The following is a 16,463-nucleotide window of genomic DNA, read 5'->3' as shown; positions in this document are numbered from 1 at the left end:
TCAGGAAATAGCGCATGCGCGTTTGGTACAACAGGACTTTTTCGTCCGTCAATGCTGCGATCAAGCTGATTCGCGAGGCCGATACCGACGGCCGTTTCACCATCGTTCACAGCAACGCCAACCGCCATGCGCCTGCTGCGCGCCTGGCCCACGAGTTCCATATCGAGCCCGTCGGCCTGAAAGGCGAAGCGTATATCGACTGGTGCCTGGCCTTCTGCCGCGAGCACAAGATCGACATCTTCGTGCCCGGCCGTGAAGCCACGCTGCTGGCGTCCGAGCTGGGGCGCTTTGCCGAGATCGGCACGCGCGTGCTGTCAGCCGCGCCGCCGGCCGAACTCAAACGCATCCACGACAAGGCCGACTTCTACGCCGAGACCGTGCTGCCCGACGCGCCGGTCGCGGAATTCCGTGTTTTTGAAAACATCGCCCAATTCGACGCCGCCTGGGCCGAACTGCGCCCACGCCACGCCAAGCTGTGCGTCAAGCCGTCGCATTCGATCTATGGCCTGGGCTTTGCCATCGTCGACGAAGCGCGCAGCAGCGCCGCGCTGCTGCTGGCCGGCGCCGAGTACCACGTCGGCTACGACGACCTGCGCCGCGGCCTGGCTGAGATGGGCGAATTTCGCACCATGCTCCTGATGGAGTTCCTCGAAGGTCCCGAATACAGCGTCGACTGCGTTGGCGACAATGGTCGTCTGGTGGCCGCCGTCGTGCGCCGCAAACTGCCGCAGGCGGGCAGCGGCCAGCTGATCGACATGCGCCAGGACATTCTGGACGCCACCACGCGCCTGTGCGCCGACTACCGCCTGAACGGCGTGTTCAACGCCCAGTTCCGCGAAGGCGGCGGCCGTCCGCGCCTGCTGGAGATCAACCCGCGCATGTCGGGCGGGATCGCCATGGCGTGCCTGGCCGGCCCCAACCTGCCGTACATCGCGCTGCGCTGCTTTGCCGACGGTTTCGACAGCGTCACCGTGCCACCGGTAGCCAACGGCATGCGCGTGGCCGAAGTCAGCGTCGCCACGGAACTGGCATGACCATGGCTGCGCCTTCCTCCACCCTGCAGCGCATCGAACTGCCCACCGGCACGCTCGAACTGCGCATCGACAGCGGCGCGGCCGAGGTCGACGAGCTGCTCGGCTTTGCCGCACGCGCCAACGCCAAGCGTGGCTTTCTCTTCCTAAGCAAGGTGCTCGGTAAGCACTGGCCGGCGTCGCCCCGCACGATGCTGGCCGTGCACGAGCGCCTCGCGGCCACGGTGCCGCCGGTCGATGGCCTGGTGCTCTTCATCGCGATGGCTGAAACCGCGATTGGCCTGGGCCAGGGCGTGTTCGAAGCCTGGCTGCGCGCGCATCCGGCGCAGCAGGCGCTGTTTTTGTACACCACGCGCTACCGCGTGGGCGCCGGGCCGCTGATCGAATTCGCCGAGGCGCACAGCCACGCGCCGCGCCAGTTCCTGCACGAGCCCACCGATCCGGCGCTGCACGCGCTGTTCATGGCGGCGCGTACGGTCGTGATGGTCGACGATGAAGCCAGCACCGGCAATACCTTCGTCAACCTGGCCGCCGCCTGCCAGCGCCTGAACCCCGGCATCGAGCGCGTGCACCTGGCCACGATCACCAATTTCATGGGCCCGGCCGCCCCCGGCGAACTCGATGCGCGCTTCGGCCTGCCGGCCACCATCGGCGCGCTGGTCGACGGCCAGTTCACGTTCGCGCAAGGCCCGCTGCCGCCGGACCAGGGCGCGGCCCAGCGCTTCGAGCACGACGCCGACCGCGGCGCCAGCAGCGCGTTCGGCCGTCTCGGCATCGACCACGCCGTGCAAGCGCCGACCGCCCTGGCCGCGCGCCTGGCCGGCGAGTTCGCGCCCGGCAGCCGCGTGCTGGTGCTGGGAACCGGTGAATTCATGCACGCCTCCACACTGCTAGGCGCGGCCCTGCAAGCGCGCGGCGTCGACGTGGTGGTGCAGTCGACGACCCGCTCGCCGATCCTGACCTGGGGCGCGGTGGGCCACGCCTTGCGCTTCCCCGACAACTACGGCGAAGGCATTGCCAACTACCTGTACAACGTCGCACCCGGCCAGTACGACCATGTCCTGCTGTGCTTTGAAACCACCCCCGGCCCCGCGCTGTTCGCGCTGGCCGATACCCTGCGCGCGCGCCTGCTCCACTTTCAGTCCGAGGACCACGTTGAAGAAGTTCCTGTTCGCTGACCTGGACGACACGCTGTTCCAGACCTTTGGCAAGTGCGGCACGCACCGGGATGCCCCCGATGCGCTGCAGCCTGCTGCGTACTACAAGGATGGCAGCATCTGTTCATACACCACCCCGGCCCAGCGCTCGTTTCTCGCGCTGCTGCAGGACGGGATGACGATGATCCCGACCACGGCGCGCGACCTCGATGGCCTGCGCCGCGTGCACTTGCCGTTCGCCAGCTACGCCGTCATCAACTACGGCGGCGTCGTGCTCGAACCGGGCGGCGCGGTCGACCGGCCCTTTCTCGAGGGTGTGCGCACGGCGATGCACACCGCCCTGCCCGGCCTGCTGGAGCTGGCCGCCCACATCGACGCCCATGGCGAACGCACCGGTTACGCCGGCCGCGCGCGCATGATCGAAGATATCGGCACGCCGTTCTTCCTGGTCGTGAAAGACCCGGACAAGCTGAGCGAGCGCCTCGCGCCGCTCGAAGAACACGTGGTGCGGCCGTGGATCGCGGACGGCAACCGCGACTACGTTGTCCATCGCAACGGCAACAACCTGGCGATCCTGCCCAAGGCGCTGGACAAGGCCCATGCGGTCGCGCACATCACGGCGCGCCTGAAGGCCGAACACGGCGAAATCGTCACGTTCGGCATGGGCGACAGCCGCTCGGATGCACGCTTCATGGCCGCCTGCGACTACGCGATCATCCCGCGCGGCACGCAGCTGGCCGGCGCCACCGTGGGGGCGCTGTGATCGCGCATGCCCCGTTCCCGGGCAGCTACCGCGGCGGTGACGTCAACTTTTTGCTGCGCCGCCTGCCGCAGCAGGACTTCACCGACGTCGCCGAGAAGGAAGCACTGATCCAGAGCGGCCAGCGTCACTACAGCCAGATGCTGTCGCCGGAATCGGCACCGTCCGAGCGCTATATGCGCCTGTTCGACGCCGCCTGCGCCGCCAACAACCCGCGCATGGCGCAGGACTGCCTGCGTCTGGCGGGCCTGATCGCTGGGCGCCGCGCGCAGCAGATCACGATCGTCTCGCTGGCGCGTGCCGGCACGCCGGTGGGCGTGGTCGTGGCGCGCCTGCTGCGCGAGCGGTTCGGGCGCGACGCCGTGCATTACTGCGTGTCGATCGTGCGCGACCGCGGCATCGACGCGGCCGCGCTGCGCCACATCCTGGCCCAGGGCAACGCGCCTGAGTCGATCGTGTTCGTCGACGGCTGGACCGGCAAGGGCGTCATCGCGCGCGAACTGGCCGGCTCGGTCGACGCGTTCAATGCGCGCCACGGCGTGGCGATCGACACGGGCCTGTACGTGCTGTCGGATCTGGCCGGCGCTGCCGCCTGCGCCGCCTCGTGCGACGATTACCTGATCCCGTCGAGCATCCTGAACGCCACGGTATCGGGCCTGGTGAGCCGCACCGTCATGCCCGACGATCTGAGTGAAGACGAATTTCACGGCTGTGTGTTCTATGCGGACTTTGCCGGCATCGACCGCTCGCAAGGGTTCGCCGATGACCTGACCGCGCTGGCGCTGGCGGCGGATGTCGCCGAGACGCCGCCAGTGGATGCACACGCGGCGCGCGCACGCTCGCAAGCCTATCTCGGCGCCGCGATGAGGCGCTATGGCGTGGCCGACATCAACCTCGTCAAGCCGGGCATCGGCGAAGCCACGCGCGTTCTGCTGCGGCGCGTGCCGCGGCTGCTGGTACTGCGCAATGCGGATGCGCCGGATGTGGCGCACCTGGCCGCCCTGGCCGAAGAAAAACAGGTCCCGGTCGACATCGACCCGAGCCTGCCCTACCACGCAGTATCCCTGATCAGGAGTGCATCCGATGGCTAAATCACTGGGCGCGTCGTTGTACGTGCCGGCCAATCACAAGGACCTGGCGGAGATCGCCAATGGCGACCTGATTCCGCAGGCGCGGTCGCTGATCTTCTGCACGGAGGACGCCATCGCCGACCGGGAGCTGAGCTATTCGCTGTTCAACCTGTCGGTGGTGCTGGCCAATATGCGCGTGGATGTGGCGGCCGACCGCTTCGTCCGGGTGCGCAATACCGAAGTCCTCGAGCGCGTGCTGGCGATGCCGGGCGCCGACAAGCTCACCGGTTTCGTGCTGCCCAAGATTACGCGCCACAACTTCGACAACTACTACCGGCTGCTGCGCCACACCGAGCATGTGTTGATGCCGACGCTGGAAACGGCCGAAGCCTTTGACGACCACGAGATGCAGGGACTGCGCGCCGTGCTCGAAGCGCCCGGCGTACGCCATCGCATCCTGGCGCTGCGCATTGGCGGCAACGATCTGCTGGCGCTGCTGGGCCTGCGCCGACCGCGCGGCATGACGCTGTACCGCACGCCGCTGGGCCCCGTCATCTCGCGCCTGGTTACCACGTTCCGGCCCTACGGTTTCATGCTGACCGCGCCCGTGTTCGAGTACCTGGATCTGCCCGAACTGCTGGACCAGGAAGTCATCGAAGACCTGGCGCACGGCATGATCGGCAAGACCGCCATCCATCCGACCCAGATCGCACCGATCGAGCAGCACTTCAAGGTGTCGCCGCAAGACCTGGCGGTGGCGCGCGCGATTCTCGACCAGTCGGCACCGGCCGTGTTTCGCATGAACGACGCCATGTGCGAAGTCGCCACCCATCGCGCCTGGGCCGAACGCACGGTCGAGCAATCGCGCCTGTTCGGTTTCCACGGCGCCGAACTGGATCACAAACCATTCCTGGAAGGGGAACCCTCATGAACATGACCACCTATTCGCGCGGCCAGAAAGGCAAACTCGCCGATCTGGGCAGCGGCCACGTCTTCAATGTCGACGTCGAGATTGCTGCCAACGGCGCCTCGGTCGATGTCTCCTGCTTCGGCCTGGACGCCAACGACAAGCTGTCCGACGACCGCTACATGGTCTTCTACAACCAGCTGGCCAGCCCGGAGGGCGCGGTGCGCCTGAACCAGTCGCCGGGCCGCGCCAGTTTTGCCGTGAACCTCGACCAGCTGCCGGCGTCGATCGCCAAGCTGGTATTCGTCGCCGCGATCGACGGCGCGGCCAGCATGCGCACGCTGGGCGCGAGTTCGCTCACGCTGGGCAGCGCGCTGCGCTTCCCGTGGTCGGGCGCCGACTTCGGCGACGAGAAAGCCGTGATCGTGGCCGAACTGTATCGCCGCGACGGCCAGTGGCGCTTCGGCGCGGTCGGCCAGGGTTTTGCCGGCGGCTTGTCGACGCTGCTCGCGCACTTTGGCGGTGCCGAGGCGGGATCGTCATCGAAGCCGGCAACGCCAGCGCCGACGCCGATGTCCACGCCGGCACCTGCTCCCGTCGCGACGCCAGCCGCGCCACGCGTTTCGCTATCAAAAATCACGCTCGACAAGCGCGGCGACAAGGTCTCGCTCGACAAGCGCGCGGGCGGCGGCTATGGCCGCATCCACGTCAACCTGAACTGGAACCAGGCCGCGATCGCGCCGCCGCCGGCGCCATCGACGCCGGCACCGGCCGCAGCAGCCAGAGGCGGCGGCTTCCTCGACCGCCTGACCAGCATGGCCGGCGACCTCGCGCACAAGGCCGGTGAGATGGCCAACAAGGCGCAAGCGTCACGCAAGGGCCGCACCGGCATCGACCTCGACCTCGGCTGCATGTATGAGCTGACTGACGGCCGCCGCGGTCTGGTGCAAGCACTGGGCAACACGTTCGGCGACTACGAGCGCGATCCGTTCATCAAGCTCGACGCCGACGACCGCACGGGCGCCGCAGCAAATGGCGAAAACCTGTTCATCAACGGCGAGCGCTTCGACCAGATCAAGCGCGCCGTGATCTTCTCGTTCATCTACGAAGGCGCCCCCAACTGGAGCGTGACCAACGGCGTGGTGACGATCACCGCACCAGGCCAGGCGCCGGTGGAAGTCAAGCTCGATGGCGGCGACCGCCAGATCATGTGCGCAATCGCGCTGATCGAAAACCGCGGCGGCCAGCTCGTGATCACCAAACTGGCCGAATACTTCCAACAGCAAGGCACCACCAGCGCCCACGAACTGATGGACCGCCATTTCGGCTTCGGCATGCGCTGGAAAACCGGCAGCAAATAACAAAAAGCCGGGGTCAGGTCTGACATTCGGACACGACCTCAGCTTTAGTTAATTTTGCAGGAGCAAAGCTGGGGTCAGGTCTGACTTTTGGACGCGGCCTCAGCTTTAATTAATTTTGTAGGAGTCGGTTGGTCAACACCGCCAGCGAGTACGCGTTTAATTCCGTCGTGAACGACTGATAATGCAACGCAGAGCTCGTGTCCGAATGTCAGACCTGACCCCGGCTGTACTACTGAGCTCGTGTCCGAATGTCAGACCTGACCCCGGCTGTGGTATGTGCTGGGTTGAAGTCGCGGTCGTAGCCGCTGGTGTCGAGGATTGCTGCTGGGTCGCGCAGTTCGATCAAGGCGTCCATGGCGGCGCGCTTATCGGGCGAGCGGGCGACGTAGGCTTCGGCGATGCGCATGCCGATCCAGTAGCCGGCCTCGCTGGGCCAGCCTTCCGGGGCGGCGCCGTAATTGGCGAACCAGCGCTTGAAGCGCGGGCTGTCGGGGTTGGTCAGCATCGTCTGGCGGTCACGCTGAAATTCGCGCCACAGCCATGCTTCGCGTCCACGCGCCCATTGATCACGATCCGGGCTTGGCACCTCACCCGTGACCACGCTGGCAAGGTAGTCGGCAACGCCTTCGAGCAGGGACTGGGTCAGCAGGGGATCGGCCTGCGCTTGCGGTGTTGCATCGCGCTGCCAGGTGTGAACCGTTTCGTGCGCAAAGAACCCACGCATGGTCGTGCGGAACTGCTGGGGCGTGGCGCCTAGTGAACACGTCACCTCCAGGCCGATGACCTGCGCTTCGGCGCTGGCGGTACCGCCTGAATTCCCGGCGCCGAAGACCACCATGATGGGCGGCAGCGGGCGTTGCGGCAGCAAACCGGCAAAGGCCAGGTAGATTGCCCGCAGATCGCTGCGCAAGGCAGGCAGCTGCGGCAGGCAATCCCGGATCGCCTGCCGATACAGATCGGGTTGGGCGGCGACCACGCGCGCCAGGCGCCTGGCGTCGACGATCCGCATCGGCGTGAAGATCTTTACACCCAGTCCGGCCCCGTCGAGATAACCATGTTGCAGGTCGGCTGCGTTGGGTATTGCGCCGTTCTTCATGAGTTGCGCAAAGCGCAGCGCGTCGGTCGCATCGATGTCGACCGTCAGCGGGTCGATCGCGACGGCATGTCCGGCGCTGGTCCAGCACATCAACAACGGCAACAGCAGCTTCCGGAATCTCATCGCGTCTCTTCCTTGTGTGATGGCTACCACTTGCAGCCGGTACCCGTGATCGTGTCGATGGCCAGCGGGACCAGAAGGATCAGGTTGAGCTTGTCGCCGCCAGAGTACTTTTTCTGACAGTCCGGGTTCTTTGCCTTCTTTATCGCGCGCGACAGGTTATTGTCATCGGCTCCACGCAGTTGCTCCGCGGTGCGCACGCGTTCCAGTGCCGTTGGCACGCGCTCTTTTTCTACCTGCCGGGCCAGGCCGCGCAGCGATTCCATGTCCAGTTTTCCGGTTGGCGCCGATGCCGGCGCCGTCGTATTCTCTGCCGGCGTGGCCGCCGAGGTTTCCTCCGGCAGCGCAATGATCGTCATCGGCTCGGACGATGCCGACATTGCGCGCGGCGTGGCGATGCGGCGTGGCCGCACGGCCTGGGCCGCAACTGGTGGCGGCGCGCTGCGCGCCTGCAGCACTGGCGTCGGCTTCACCGGCGCGACGATGAAGGCAAATGTGATGTAATCGACCGGCGTGCTGGCATTGTCGGGCCGGGGACTGGCGTAGTGCAGCAAGGCGAGCACGAACAGCACGTGCGCCAGCACGATGAACGCGACGGATCCGGCGCGGCTCGTTGCGCCCTGCTCCTGCATCAGCATGGCATGCTGACAGTCGGACGCATCCGGTCGACGTGCGCCGCCAGCAATGCCGGACGGTCGAGATACAAGAACACGTACTGCGGGAGCCGCGTCGTCACTTGATGCAGCAGGATGTCAACTTGCGCATTCTGCTGCAGCACGAGAACGCAGTTCGGCTTGTCGAATGGCGTCACCACCAGCGTATCCCTGCGCGCCACACCGTGCCGATGACGCCACGTCGGCAGCAGCAGTTCGACCGGTTCGACGCGTGCGATCGCTCCCAAGGGCAGCGTTCCCTGTACCCGCGCGCCCACGCGCAGGTGAAGGGCCTCTGGCGTCATCACATGGTGCCCAGCCCCGATGTGCCAGCGGTCCCCCAGCACCCAGGCCAGCGTGTACGGCACGGCGATAGCGCCCAGCACGTGGATCACCATTAGTGCGTCGGGATCCTTGATGAACAGGTGCAGCAGCAGTGCGTGCGTGGGCAGCTCGAGCAGCAGCGCGACGAAGACCACGGCGCGCGCCGTGTTATAGGCGCCGCGTTCGAGATAAGTCAGTGCGACGCCCTCAGGCAGCGTGACCGGTAGCGGCTGGCCCTGCACGCGGCGTAGGCAACCGAGCCACAGCAGGCGATCGAGCTTGAACAGTCCCGGCAGTTCGGGCGGCAGCAGCGCCGTAAAGTGCGCATGCCAAGGCGCCCGCGCCGCATGGGCGCTACGCAGCCGTTGCCACGCCTGGGGCGCGTGCGCGATGTCCTTTGCCATCAGAAGCAGCAAGGGCAGCGCCAGGGCGGCATGGCTCAGTAGTGGCTTGGCCGAGTCTGGAGCAAGCGCTTTGATGATGGAAGTAAGCAACAGCGCAGCGATCGCCACGCCGGCGAGTTCGCGCCAGGTCGTGGCGCGCAAGAGGGAAACTATATGCATCTGGCGCATGGGCGGGCAATCGAACCAAGTAAACCAGTCGATTACATCACGCCCTGCCGGGGCCGACAATGCCTGATGGCTGCCACGGCGCAGATCATGCACCCGGCATGATGATAGCTGGGTCCACAAATGACAAAAGCCAGGTTGCCCGCAATACGGTCAACCTGGCTTCTTGCAGCATCGGCGGCCAATGCCGCCAATACTTAAATGCGATTACTGCAGTTTGATTTCGACATCGACGCCAGCTGGCAGGTCGAGCTTCATCAGTGCGTCAACGGTCTTGTCGGTTGGGTCCACGATGTCCATCAGACGCTGGTGCGTACGGATTTCGAACTGGTCGCGCGAGGTCTTGTTCACGTGTGGCGAACGCAGCACGTCGAAACGCTGGATACGGGTTGGCAGTGGGACTGGGCCTTTGACGACGGCGCCGGTGCGCTTCGCGGTCTCGACGATTTCCAGGGCCGACTGGTCGATCAGCTTGTAGTCGAATGCTTTCAGGCGAATACGGATTTTCTGGTTAGCGGACATGCGATTTCCTTTAAAAGAACGTTCCGGCTTGGTGCCGGCAATGTGGTCGAGATACTTCGTTACTGCACAAGAGGCGGGAGTATAACATCGTTCCCACCCAAACAGATGGGGACAGACCGAAAAGTCTGTCCCCATCGTTGTGTCAATCAGACTCTCCCGAAAGAGAGCCGATCCACCATCTTGCCCTGATTAGTTAGGCAGGATTTTTGCAACAACGCCGGCGCCGACGGTACGGCCGCCTTCGCGGATTGCGAAGCGCAGACCTTCTTCCATCGCGATCGGGTTGATCAGCTTGACGGTGATCGACACGTTGTCGCCTGGCATGACCATTTCTTTGTCTGCTGGCAGCTCGATCGAACCGGTCACGTCAGTCGTACGGAAGTAGAACTGTGGACGATAGTTGTTGAAGAACGGGGTGTGACGGCCGCCTTCATCTTTCGACAGAACGTAGATCTCGCCGGTGAAGTGGTTGTGCGGCTTGATCGAACCTGGCTTTGCCAGGACCTGACCACGCTGGACATCTTCACGCTTGGTACCGCGCAGCAGCAGGCCGACGTTGTCGCCAGCTTGACCCTGGTCCAGCAGCTTGCGGAACATTTCCACGCCGGTGCAAGTGGTCTTGACGGTGTCGATGATGCCGACGATTTCGATTTCTTCGCCGACTTTGACGACGCCGCGCTCGACACGACCGGTCACAACGGTACCGCGACCCGAGATCGAGAACACGTCTTCCACTGGCATCAGGAACGCGCCATCAACAGCGCGCTCTGGCGTTGGGATATAGGTGTCCAGTGCTTCGGCCAGACGGGTGATGCACTCTTCACCCATTTCGCCCGGCTTGCCTTCGAGGGCCATACGTGCCGAACCCTTGATGATTGGGACGTCGTCGCCTGGGAACTCGTACTTCGACAGAAGCTCGCGAACTTCCATTTCGACCAGTTCCAGCAGTTCTGCGTCGTCGACCAGGTCGCACTTGTTCAGGAACACGATGATGTACGGAACGCCAACCTGACGCGCCAGCAGGATGTGCTCGCGGGTCTGTGGCATTGGGCCGTCAGCGGCCGAGCACACCAGGATAGCGCCGTCCATCTGCGCAGCACCGGTAATCATGTTCTTGATGTAGTCGGCGTGGCCTGGGCAGTCAACGTGAGCGTAGTGACGGTTTTCGGTCTCGTACTCAACGTGCGCGGTGTTGATGGTGATGCCGCGTGCTTTTTCTTCCGGTGCCGCATCGATCTGATCGTAGGCCTTGGCTTCACCGCCGAATTTCTTCGACAGGACAGTTGCGATAGCAGCCGTCAGGGTGGTTTTGCCGTGGTCAACGTGACCGATGGTGCCGACGTTGACGTGCGGCTTGGTCCGTTCGAATTTACCTTTTGCCATTTCCAGATTCCTTTAAAGAAACGATATGTTCTGTTTAAAGGGAGACAGGACGTCCCGTCTCCCTTGAATTGCTTGTATTGCTGATTACTTCGACTTGGCAGTGACGATAGCGTCAATCACGTGCTTAGGCGCTTCCGAATAGTGCTTGAATTCCATCGTGTAGGTCGCACGGCCCTGGGTCGCCGAACGCAGCGAGGTCGAGTAACCAAACATTTCCGACAGTGGCACTTCGGCTTTGATGATCTTGCCGCCGCCGCCTGGAATTTCGTCCATACCCTGCACCATACCGCGACGCGACGACAGATCGCCCATCACGTTACCGGCGTAGTCTTCCGGCGTTTCGACTTCGACCGACATCATCGGCTCGAGGATGACAGGGTTGGCTTTACGGCAGCCGTCCTTGAATGCCATCGAACCGGCCATGCGGAACGCGTTTTCGTTCGAGTCGACGTCGTGGTACGAACCGAAGGTCAGGGTGACTTTGACGTCAACCACTGGGTAACCGGCCAGCACGCCCGAGGTCAGGGTTTCGCGCACACCTTTTTCGACTGCAGGGATGTATTCGCGTGGAACCACACCGCCCTTGATCGCGTCGATGAACTCGAAGCCTTTGCCCGGCTCTTGCGGCTCGATCGTCAGGACTGCGTGACCATACTGACCACGACCGCCCGACTGCTTGACGAACTTGCCTTCGACGTCGGTGACTGCCTTGCGGATCGTTTCGCGGTACGCAACCTGTGGCTTGCCGACGGTTGCTTCCACGTTGAATTCGCGCTTCATGCGGTCAACGATAATTTCCAGGTGCAGCTCGCCCATACCACCGATGATGGTCTGGCCCGATTCTTCATCGGTACGCACGCGGAACGACGGATCTTCTTGTGCCAGGCGGTTCAGTGCCAGGCCCATTTTTTCCTGGTCGGCCTTGGTTTTTGGCTCGACTGCCTGCTGAATCACCGGCTCAGGGAAGACCATCTTTTCCAGCGTGATGATCGACGATGGATCGCACAGGGTTTCGCCCGTGGTTGCATCTTTCAGGCCAACCGCAGCGGCGATGTCGCCAGCGTGGACTTCCTTGATTTCTTCGCGCTGGTTCGCGTGCATCTGCAGAATACGACCAAGACGTTCTTTCTTGTTCTTGATCGGATTGTAGACGGTGTCGCCCGACTTGATCGTGCCCGAGTAGACGCGGAAGAAGATCAGCTGACCAACGAACGGGTCGGTCATGATCTTGAATGCCAGCGCCGAAAACTTCTCGTCGTCCTTGGCTTCACGCACAACTGGCTCGTCATCTTCGTCCACGCCCTTGACTGGCGGGATGTCGATTGGCGATGGCAGGTATTCGATCACGCCGTCGAGCATGGCTTGTACGCCCTTGTTCTTGAACGCGGTGCCGCACATCATCGGGACGATTTCCGACGCGATGGTACGCTGGCGCAGAGCGGCCTTGATCTCTTCTTCCGAGAGGTCGCCTTCTTCCAGGTACTTGTTCATCAGCTCTTCGGTCGCTTCAGCAGCGGTCTCGACGAGCTTTTCACGCCATTCGTTGGCTTCGTCCTGCAGTTCTGCAGGGATGTCGCGGTAGTCGAACTTCATGCCCTGCGACGCGTCGTCCCAGTACACGGCCTTCATCTTGACCAGATCGACCACGCCCAGGAAGTTCTCTTCCGCGCCGATCGGGATCTGCAGTGGAATCGGGTTTGCCTTCAGGCGAGCGCGCATCTGCTCGTAGACCTTGAAGAAGTTCGCGCCGGTACGGTCCATCTTGTTGACGAAGGCCAGACGTGGAACTTTGTACTTGTTAGCCTGACGCCACACGGTTTCCGACTGTGGCTGCACGCCGCCGACTGCGCAGTAAACCATGCAGGCGCCGTCGAGCACGCGCATCGAGCGTTCAACTTCAATGGTGAAGTCAACGTGGCCCGGGGTGTCGATGATGTTGATGTGGTGCGGGGCGAAGTTGTTGGCCATACCGCTCCAGAAGCAGGTCGTCGCTGCCGAAGTAATGGTAATGCCGCGCTCTTGCTCTTGCTCCATCCAGTCCATCGTCGCTGCGCCATCGTGCACTTCGCCGATTTTGTGGTTGACGCCCGTGTAGAACAGGACGCGCTCGGTGGTGGTGGTTTTACCAGCATCGATGTGAGCCGAAATACCGATATTGCGGTAGCGCTCGATGGGGGTCTTGCGTGCCATAATTTTTCCTAAATCTTTGAATGGACAAAACCGAGCATCATCTTGATGATCAAAATGAGCCCGGCCTGAACAACAGATACTACGGGGACGTTAGCACAAGGAAATATTCCCCCTACCTTCGCCCTTTTGCTTAGAAGCGGAAGTGCGAGAACGCCTTGTTCGCTTCTGCCATACGGTGCACTTCGTCACGACGCTTCATCGCGCCGCCGCGGCCTTCAGCCGCTTCCAGCAGTTCACCACCCAGACGTTGCGGCATGGATTTTTCGCTGCGCTTGTTTGCGGCTTCGCGCAACCAACGCATGGACAGCGCCATACGACGAACCGGACGAACTTCCACTGGCACCTGGTAGTTGGCGCCACCGACACGGCGGGACTTGACTTCCACCAGCGGCTTGGCGTTGTTGATCGCGGTCGTGAACACTTCCAGCGGGTCTTTGCCCGACTTGGATTGAATGTGTTCGAATGCACCGTAGATGATGTTTTCTGCAACCGACTTTTTGCCGGACAGCATCAGAACGTTGACGAATTTGGCGACATCCTGGTTACCGAATTTTGGATCCGGCAGGATTTCGCGCTTGGGTACTTCACGACGACGTGGCATTTCGATTCCTTCATGTCTTCAGTTGAGTGCACGCTGTGCACTCGCGAAAGGCCCTCTTGACCCTTCACTTACTCGGCCTTACGGCCGGCTCAACTTATCTAATTAATGTGACGTGTCTGTGACACGACCATAGAATTACTTCTTGGCAGCCTTGGCACGCTTCGCGCCGTACTTCGAGCGAGCTTGCTTACGGTCTTTGACGCCCTGGGTATCCAGTGCACCGCGAACCATGTGGTAACGCACACCCGGCAAGTCTTTCACACGGCCGCCGCGCAGCAGCACGACACTGTGTTCTTGCAGGTTGTGGCCTTCACCGCCGATGTACGAAATGACTTCGAAACCGTTGGTCAGACGCACTTTGGCGACTTTACGCAGCGCCGAGTTTGGCTTCTTAGGCGTGGTGGTGTACACACGGGTGCACACGCCGCGCTTTTGCGGGCAGTTTTCCAGTGCCGGCGACTTGCTCTTCACAACCGCAGCTTCACGCGGTTTGCGAATCAGTTGATTGATGGTTGGCATCGTTCCTAATCCAACAAAGTACTACTCATTAATGACCCGAACCTGCAACGTGCTGATCCGGGGACTGAAACCTAGTCCCGATGACAATGACAAAGACAGGCGACGAAAGCCACTCAGCAAATGGAGCGGCTGCGAATGCGTATACGATGTGCAGAATAAATCGAGAACCTGCGAGTATAGACGCATTGTGATGATGGGTCAACCAGTTTGCTGATTTTGCAGGCAGTAGTTCGCCGTCTTGACGCAGACCGTGGTCGATGTGGCATCACTGCTACAACTCGGCGTGGCGGGCGATCTCGACAAACGCATCCAGGTAGGTGGTGCCGGCATCGACTTCGCGTGTGCCCAGGAAAATCTGCTTGAACACGCCCGCCTCCCCCAGCCGCACGGGCGCCACCGGCATGCGGCCTGCGTACTCCTCCACCAGCCAGCGCGGCAGCGCCGCCACGCCGCGGCCGCTGGCCACCATCTGCAGCATGATGTCGGTGGTCTCGATCGCCTTGCGCTCGCGCGGCGCGCAGCCGGCCGGCACGAAGAACTGATTATAGATGTCGAGCCGCTCGATATCGACGGGGTACGTGATCAGGACCTCATCGGACAGGTCGCGCGGCATAGCATGCGCGCGCCCCGCCAGCCGATGGCCGCTGTGCACCACCAGCACCTGCTCGAAGTCGAACACCGGCACGAAGCGCAGCCCCGGCTTGAACAGCGGATCGGGCGTGACGAGCAGGTCGATCTCGTAGCCCAGCAGCGCCTTCAGGCCGCCGAACTGAAAGCGCTGCCTGACGTCGACATCGACCTCGGGCCACGCCGCCAGGTAGGGTTCCACCACTTTCAGCAACCACTGGTAGCACGGATGGCATTCCATCCCGATGCGCAGCGATCCGCGCTCGCCACGCGCATAAGCCAGCATCTGGCCTTCGGCATGTTCGAGCTGCGGCAGCACCCGCTCGGCCAGCGCCAGCAGCGCATGGCCAGCCTGCGTCAGGCGCAGCGAGCGGCCTTCACGTGTCCACACCGGCGTGCCCAGACCCACTTCGAGCTTCTTGACCGCGTGGCTCAGCGCCGACTGGGTCAGGCACAGCACGTCGGCCGCAGCGGTCAGCGAACCGCGGCGATCGACCTCGCGGATGATGGACAGGTGAATGCGTTCGATCATGGGCAGGCGCAGAATGGATGATGGGCGTATCGAGGTGGCCGGGCAAGCCATCAAGGGGCGGTCGCGCCGCCCTGCTGCAAAAAGTCGGCGATCGATTTCACCAGCAGCGGCGACACCGGCAAGCTCGGGTCGCCGTAGCTGGCCACCTGCAGTTCCGGCACCGCGCGCACGTGCTTGAACACGTGGTTCATGCCCGGAATGATCTCCAGCTTCGCCCCCGGGCAGGCGCCGTGCAGCCGGTTGGCCTGCACCACGTCCACCTGGATATCGGTATTGCCCTGGACGACCAGCACCGGCATCGTCAGCTCCGCGATGCGCTGCGCCGGCACATACTTGAACCACGAAATCAGGTACGGCTGCACACTCGGCCGGAACAGCGTCGCCAGCGCTGGCGGTACCGGATCGACGACCACGCCGCTTTCCAGCGACACCAGAATGCGCTCGCTTTCCTTCTCCAGCTCCGGTGGCAGCTTGCCTTCGAGCTGCTTGCGCAGCAGCGTCGAGGCACCGTCGGCAATGCCGGCAATCGACACGAACGCCGCCGCATCGGACTGACGCGCCGCGAGCATGCCAATCAGCGAGCCTTCGCTATGCCCGATCACGGCCACCGATGCGAAGCGCGGATCGGCCTTGAGTCGGGCGATCCAGGCCGCCGCATCGTCGACGAACATCTCGAAGCGCAGCGCCGATTCGGCAGAACCGGCCGCATGGCTCCCACCGATGCCGCGCTTGTCGTAGCGGACCGTCGCGATGCCGGCCTCGGCCAGCCCGGCCGCCAGCAGCTTGAGACTGTCGTTGCGGCCCGGGATCAGCGAGCTGTTGCCGTCACGGTCGGTCGGGCCCGAACCGGCGATCAGCAAAGCCACGCGCGGCTTGTCGGCGCCTGCCGGCAGTTCGAGCGTGCCGGCCAGCTGTCCGGTCGGGGTATCGAGCGTGATCGGTGTCTCGACCGCATGCGCCTGGGCTGCGATACCACCAGCGAGCAGCAGCAGGCTGCAAAGACGAACGGCAAATGTAGCGGACATGGCATCTCTCATGAAA

The 16,463-nt window shown here is 63.2% G+C and carries 16 protein-coding genes; 6 read left to right on the top strand and 10 right to left on the bottom strand.

What is annotated here, in order from left to right:
• Positions 1-14: 14 nt before the first annotated feature.
• The 6 genes from AC56LY_RS21675 to AC56LY_RS21650 are packed head-to-tail and all read left to right on the top strand — an operon-like array spanning position 15 to position 6,286.
• On the top strand, positions 15-1,034 hold the full coding sequence (locus AC56LY_RS21675) for an ATP-grasp domain-containing protein (RefSeq protein WP_499583088.1): 1,020 nt from the start codon (positions 15-17) through the stop codon (positions 1,032-1,034).
• The gene (locus tag AC56LY_RS21670; protein ID WP_499583086.1) at positions 1,031-2,209 is read left to right on the top strand and encodes a phosphoribosyltransferase domain-containing protein; all 1,179 of its coding nucleotides are present in this window, start codon (positions 1,031-1,033) and stop codon (positions 2,207-2,209) included. Before AC56LY_RS21675 ends, AC56LY_RS21670 begins: the two co-directional genes overlap by 4 nt.
• Positions 2,187-2,951 (top strand): HAD family hydrolase, encoded by a 765-nt coding sequence (locus AC56LY_RS21665; protein WP_499583084.1) that lies wholly within the window; start codon positions 2,187-2,189, stop codon positions 2,949-2,951. The genes AC56LY_RS21670 and AC56LY_RS21665 overlap by 23 nt, the downstream gene beginning before the upstream one ends.
• A complete protein-coding gene (locus tag AC56LY_RS21660) occupies positions 2,948-4,039 on the top strand; it encodes a cysteine protease StiP family protein (protein ID WP_499583082.1) in 1,092 nt (363 codons plus the stop codon). The genes AC56LY_RS21665 and AC56LY_RS21660 overlap by 4 nt, the downstream gene beginning before the upstream one ends.
• A complete protein-coding gene (locus tag AC56LY_RS21655; protein ID WP_499583080.1) occupies positions 4,032-4,949 on the top strand; it encodes an HpcH/HpaI aldolase/citrate lyase family protein in 918 nt (305 codons plus the stop codon). Before AC56LY_RS21660 ends, AC56LY_RS21655 begins: the two co-directional genes overlap by 8 nt.
• Positions 4,946-6,286, top strand: coding sequence for a TerD family protein (locus AC56LY_RS21650; RefSeq protein WP_499583078.1), 1,341 nt, complete (start codon positions 4,946-4,948; stop codon positions 6,284-6,286). Before AC56LY_RS21655 ends, AC56LY_RS21650 begins: the two co-directional genes overlap by 4 nt.
• Positions 6,287-6,515: 229 nt before the next feature.
• Here the strand turns inward: AC56LY_RS21650 and AC56LY_RS21645 are convergent, their stop codons facing one another.
• From AC56LY_RS21645 to AC56LY_RS21600, 10 genes are all read right to left on the bottom strand, one after another.
• The gene (locus AC56LY_RS21645; RefSeq protein WP_499583076.1) at positions 6,516-7,505 is read right to left on the bottom strand and encodes a gliding motility protein GldB-related protein; all 990 of its coding nucleotides are present in this window, start codon (positions 7,503-7,505) and stop codon (positions 6,516-6,518) included.
• Between the two features lie 23 nt (positions 7,506-7,528).
• Positions 7,529-8,140, bottom strand: coding sequence for a hypothetical protein (locus tag AC56LY_RS21640; RefSeq protein ID WP_499583074.1), 612 nt, complete (start codon positions 8,138-8,140; stop codon positions 7,529-7,531).
• Positions 8,134-9,042 (bottom strand): hypothetical protein, encoded by a 909-nt coding sequence (locus AC56LY_RS21635; RefSeq protein ID WP_499583072.1) that lies wholly within the window; start codon positions 9,040-9,042, stop codon positions 8,134-8,136. Before AC56LY_RS21635 ends, AC56LY_RS21640 begins: the two co-directional genes overlap by 7 nt.
• Before the next feature lie 213 nt (positions 9,043-9,255).
• Positions 9,256-9,570, bottom strand: a complete 315-nt coding sequence (gene rpsJ / locus AC56LY_RS21630) for a 30S ribosomal protein S10 (RefSeq protein WP_183554295.1) — start codon at positions 9,568-9,570, stop codon at positions 9,256-9,258.
• A gap of 189 nt (positions 9,571-9,759) precedes the next feature.
• The gene (tuf, locus tag AC56LY_RS21625; protein ID WP_183554297.1) at positions 9,760-10,953 is read right to left on the bottom strand and encodes an elongation factor Tu; all 1,194 of its coding nucleotides are present in this window, start codon (positions 10,951-10,953) and stop codon (positions 9,760-9,762) included.
• 84 nt (positions 10,954-11,037) lie between these two features.
• Positions 11,038-13,143 (bottom strand): elongation factor G, encoded by a 2,106-nt coding sequence (fusA, locus tag AC56LY_RS21620; protein ID WP_183554299.1) that lies wholly within the window; start codon positions 13,141-13,143, stop codon positions 11,038-11,040.
• Between the two features lie 130 nt (positions 13,144-13,273).
• Positions 13,274-13,744: a 30S ribosomal protein S7 gene (rpsG, locus tag AC56LY_RS21615; protein ID WP_183554302.1), complete on the bottom strand. Its 471-nt coding sequence runs from the start codon at positions 13,742-13,744 to the stop codon at positions 13,274-13,276.
• A 135-nt stretch (positions 13,745-13,879) separates the two neighbouring features.
• Positions 13,880-14,263 (bottom strand): 30S ribosomal protein S12, encoded by a 384-nt coding sequence (rpsL, locus tag AC56LY_RS21610; protein ID WP_005663517.1) that lies wholly within the window; start codon positions 14,261-14,263, stop codon positions 13,880-13,882.
• Between the two features lie 271 nt (positions 14,264-14,534).
• Complete coding sequence (locus AC56LY_RS21605; protein ID WP_499583069.1) at positions 14,535-15,422, bottom strand: LysR family transcriptional regulator; 888 nt, start codon at positions 15,420-15,422, stop codon at positions 14,535-14,537.
• 50 nt (positions 15,423-15,472) lie between these two features.
• Positions 15,473-16,447: an alpha/beta hydrolase gene (locus AC56LY_RS21600; RefSeq protein ID WP_499583067.1), complete on the bottom strand. Its 975-nt coding sequence runs from the start codon at positions 16,445-16,447 to the stop codon at positions 15,473-15,475.
• Positions 16,448-16,463 lie beyond the last annotated feature (16 nt).

It is taken from the genome of Telluria sp. ZT3P25, assembly GCF_059685895.1.
Note: the sequence above shows the minus strand (reverse complement) of the source record. Positions and strands in the feature narration are given on the sequence as shown.

Coding starts and splice junctions, on each gene's coding strand:
- AC56LY_RS21675 (WP_499583088.1), top strand. CDS start 15: ATGCGCGTTTGGTACAACAGGACTTTTTCGTCCGTCAATGCTGCGATC.
- AC56LY_RS21670 (WP_499583086.1), top strand. CDS start 1,031: ATGACCATGGCTGCGCCTTCCTCCACCCTGCAGCGCATCGAACTGCCC.
- AC56LY_RS21655 (WP_499583080.1), top strand. CDS start 4,032: ATGGCTAAATCACTGGGCGCGTCGTTGTACGTGCCGGCCAATCACAAG.
- AC56LY_RS21650 (WP_499583078.1), top strand. CDS start 4,946: ATGAACATGACCACCTATTCGCGCGGCCAGAAAGGCAAACTCGCCGAT.
- AC56LY_RS21645 (WP_499583076.1), bottom strand. CDS start 7,505: ATGAGATTCCGGAAGCTGCTGTTGCCGTTGTTGATGTGCTGGACCAGC.
- AC56LY_RS21640 (WP_499583074.1), bottom strand. CDS start 8,140: ATGCTGATGCAGGAGCAGGGCGCAACGAGCCGCGCCGGATCCGTCGCG.
- AC56LY_RS21635 (WP_499583072.1), bottom strand. CDS start 9,042: ATGCATATAGTTTCCCTCTTGCGCGCCACGACCTGGCGCGAACTCGCC.
- rpsJ (WP_183554295.1), bottom strand. CDS start 9,570: ATGTCCGCTAACCAGAAAATCCGTATTCGCCTGAAAGCATTCGACTAC.
- tuf (WP_183554297.1), bottom strand. CDS start 10,953: ATGGCAAAAGGTAAATTCGAACGGACCAAGCCGCACGTCAACGTCGGC.
- fusA (WP_183554299.1), bottom strand. CDS start 13,143: ATGGCACGCAAGACCCCCATCGAGCGCTACCGCAATATCGGTATTTCG.
- rpsG (WP_183554302.1), bottom strand. CDS start 13,744: ATGCCACGTCGTCGTGAAGTACCCAAGCGCGAAATCCTGCCGGATCCA.
- rpsL (WP_005663517.1), bottom strand. CDS start 14,263: ATGCCAACCATCAATCAACTGATTCGCAAACCGCGTGAAGCTGCGGTT.
- AC56LY_RS21605 (WP_499583069.1), bottom strand. CDS start 15,422: ATGATCGAACGCATTCACCTGTCCATCATCCGCGAGGTCGATCGCCGC.
- AC56LY_RS21600 (WP_499583067.1), bottom strand. CDS start 16,447: ATGTCCGCTACATTTGCCGTTCGTCTTTGCAGCCTGCTGCTGCTCGCT.